General features: G+C 66.6%; 3 protein-coding genes. 1 reads left to right on the top strand and 2 read right to left on the bottom strand.

All coding sequences use genetic code 11. The features are described 5' to 3' along the window. Positions 1 to 30: 30 nt before the first annotated feature. Positions 31 to 1263, bottom strand: coding sequence for a sugar ABC transporter substrate-binding protein (locus tag ACWF0M_RS38060; protein WP_452240633.1), 1233 nt, complete (start codon positions 1261 to 1263; stop codon positions 31 to 33). A gap of 150 nt (positions 1264 to 1413) precedes the next feature. On the opposite strand from ACWF0M_RS38060, the gene ACWF0M_RS38055 reads away from it, so the two are divergent. Further along, positions 1414 to 2478 carry a LacI family DNA-binding transcriptional regulator gene (locus tag ACWF0M_RS38055; protein WP_452240632.1) on the top strand — a complete coding sequence of 355 codons (1065 nt, stop codon included), beginning with the start codon at positions 1414 to 1416 and terminating at the stop codon, positions 2476 to 2478. Here ACWF0M_RS38055 and ACWF0M_RS38050 read toward each other — a convergent pair. After that, complete coding sequence (locus ACWF0M_RS38050) at positions 2402 to 2878, bottom strand: LysR substrate-binding domain-containing protein (RefSeq protein ID WP_452240631.1); 477 nt, start codon at positions 2876 to 2878, stop codon at positions 2402 to 2404. The genes ACWF0M_RS38055 and ACWF0M_RS38050 overlap by 77 nt on opposite strands. Positions 2879 to 2962 lie beyond the last annotated feature (84 nt).

Genomic DNA, 2962 nt, shown 5'->3' with positions numbered 1-2962 from the left:
CCGTCGTACGTGTGAGCGTCACCATCCCGATCAGCCGCCGGACGCCTGCTTGAAGGCGTCCTGGGCCGAGGCCTTACCGGTCAGCGCCAGCTGGATCGCCTGGTAGATCACCTTCGCGGCGTCCGGCCACTTGTCCCCCAGCTTGCCGGTCCGCGCCCGGGCGGTCTTGACCTGCTCGGCGAAGGCCTTCATCGACGGGACGTCCTTGGCGTACTGGTCGAGCAGCGCGAGCTTGGTCGGGAGAGTGAACCGGGCCTTCGCCCAGGTCAGTTCGTTCTCGTCCGAGTTCAGGCACTTCACGAAGTCCGCGGCCTTCTGCTGCTTGGCCTGGTCCTTGTTCAGCGGGACCGTCCAGGCCTCACCGCCCAGCGGCGCGACGGGAGTCTGATCCGGCTTGTTCAGCGGGAACGTCACGACGTCCCACTTGACCTTCGGGTTCTTGTTCAGCGACGGGATCTGCCAGGGGCCGTTCACCATCATCGCGGCCTTCCCCGCGATGAACTGGTCGTTCACGTCGCCCTGCGTCCAGTTGATGACGCTCTTCGACGCCGACCCCGACTTGACCAGATCCACCCACAGCTGCAGGGCTTCTGCCACCTGCGGGCTGGTCAGATCGGTCTCGTCACCGCCGTTGGTCCACATCGCCGGCAGGAACTGCCACGAACCCTCGTAGGTCGCGTTGGCGTTGAAGGCCATCCCGTACCGGCCGGGTTTGGTGAGCTTCTTGGCGGCCGCCTTCAGCTCCTCCCAGGTCTTCGGCGGCTGCACACCGGCCTCGGCCAGCATGTCCTTGTTGTAGAACAGCGCGATCGTGTTCGTCACCGGCGCCAGCCCGTAGAGCTTGCCCTGGTACGACGTCGCGTCGACCATGCCCTGGATGACTCCGTCGCCGTTCAGCCCCAGGTCGTTCAAGGGCGCCAGCGCACCGGTCGCGGCGATCTGCTGTACGTCGGGATTGTCGAGCATCAACACGTCGGGCAGGGTCTTCGACGAGGCCTGCTGCAGCACCTTCTGGATCAAGGTGTCACCAGGCACCGTCTCCCGTTGAATCGTGATGCCGAGCTGGGTCGCGCAGGAGTCAAGTCCCTTCTGCACAAGGGATTTGTCCGGGTCGTTGTTGTAGTAGTCCAGGATCGTGAGGCTCTTGACGCTGTCGCCGGACGAGGACGACGACTGGCCGCCGCCGTTGTCACCGCAGGCGACCAGCAGGAGCGACACCGTCGTCGCACCCGCCAGCGCGGCGGCGATCCGCTTGCTGATCATGACATCGGGCTCCTTCAAAGCGTTTAACCGATAGGCCAAGGGACTGGAGGTGGATCTTGTGGATTTGGCGGTAAACCGCTTAACTGAGGCGTTGAAGGACTATGTTCCGTACGTCACACCGCTGTCAAGAGTTCGGAGGGGGTCGGATCGATGGTCACGATGAAAGACGTCGCCCAGCGTGCCGGGGTGTCGATCGCGACCGTCTCGTTCCTGCTGAACGACACCAAACCGGTGACGGCGGCGACCCGGGCGCGGATCGAGCAGGCGATGCTCGACCTCGGGTACCGCCGCAACATGGTCGCCCGCGCGCTGGCCAGCCGGCGGACGCACATCATCGCGATGGCCTACCCGGCGCTGGACCACAAGTTCGGGTTCTCGGCGGCCGAGTTCTTCACCAGCGCGGCCGACGCGGCCCGCAAGCAGGACTACCACCTGGTGCTCTGGCCGGTCGGGAACGACGGGACCGAGCTGAAGGAACTCGTCGGTCAGGGTCTCGTCGACGGCGTCGTACTGATGGAGGTCCAGCTGGACGACCCGCGGGTCACGGTCCTGCAGGAGACGTCGACGCCGTTCGCGCTGATCGGACGGACGTCGTCCCTCGAGGGCCTCGCGCACGTCGACATCGACTTCGACCGGACCGTCGAGGACGCGGTCGGGCACCTGTACGAGCTCGGCCACCGTCGGATCGTGCTGATCTCGGGGAACCTGACCGATCCGGTGTTCAGCACCTACGGGCCGTACGTGCGCTCGGAGGCGGCGTACCGGCGGGTGGCGGCCGAGTACGGGCTGGAGATCGTCGTGATGGAGAGCGCGGGATCGACCCGGTCCGGTCAGGAGGCGATGACGCAGCTGGTCGAGGCGCATCCGGACACCACAGCTGTGTTGATCGTCAACGAGTTCGCCGCGCTCGGGGCGGTCGCGGGGCTGAATCGCCTTGGCTACAAGGTTCCTGAGGACATCTCGGTCCTCCCGTTGCTGATGGCGCCGGAGATGGCGGCGCTGACGAATCCACAGCTGACGATCATGCGTACACCCGGCCCGGAACTCGGTCAGCTGGGCACCGAGTCCCTGATCCGCCAGGTCGAGGGCGCCGACCCGCTCCCACCGCAGCTCGTGCCCGCCAAGCTCTACCCCGGCGCTACGGTCGCAAGTCCCAGAGCGCCGCGATCAAAGGCCGGTGCAGGTCGGCGCGGCGGGCGCAAAGCCCGATCGTGAGAGGTTCCAGGTCGGCCGGCAGCTCGACGAGCTGATCGCGAACAACGGACGACTCGAGCACAAGTCGCGGTACGACGCAGGTCCCGCAGCCCAACGCCACCAGAGCGAGCAGCGCCTCGTTCCCGTCCGACTCAGCCGCGATCACCGGTTTCGTCCCCGTCTTCCGAAACCACCGAAACGCCGCATCACGCACCAACTCCTGTCTCCAGTCCCCACCGCACCACACCACCGCCCGCACCACACCACCGCTCGCCCGCACCGCACCACCGCCCGCCCGCACCGCACCGCACCACCGCACGCACCGCACCGCCCGGTCCGTCTCGCTGGCCGGGCCTGGCCGGGCGCGACGAGAGCCTCCGAACGCGAGGGGATATCCGATGGTGTTGTGGGGCGGATTCATGCGGTGGTTGCAACACCGGGTGGATTTGCTTGGTCGGATAGTAGTTTGTCGAGGGCTTCGGTAGGGGTGCGCCAGGCCAGGCGT

The organism is Kribbella sp. NPDC055110, assembly GCF_053607525.1.
This window is presented reverse-complemented; position numbering and strand designations above follow the sequence as displayed.

What these genes read in the sequence shown, in the direction of transcription:
- ACWF0M_RS38050 (WP_452240631.1), bottom strand. Translation starts at nt 2,878, where the DNA reads ATGAATCCGCCCCACAACACCATCGGATATCCCCTCGCGTTCGGAGGC.
- ACWF0M_RS38055 (WP_452240632.1), top strand. Translation starts at nt 1,414, where the DNA reads ATGGTCACGATGAAAGACGTCGCCCAGCGTGCCGGGGTGTCGATCGCG.
- ACWF0M_RS38060 (WP_452240633.1), bottom strand. Translation starts at nt 1,263, where the DNA reads ATGATCAGCAAGCGGATCGCCGCCGCGCTGGCGGGTGCGACGACGGTG.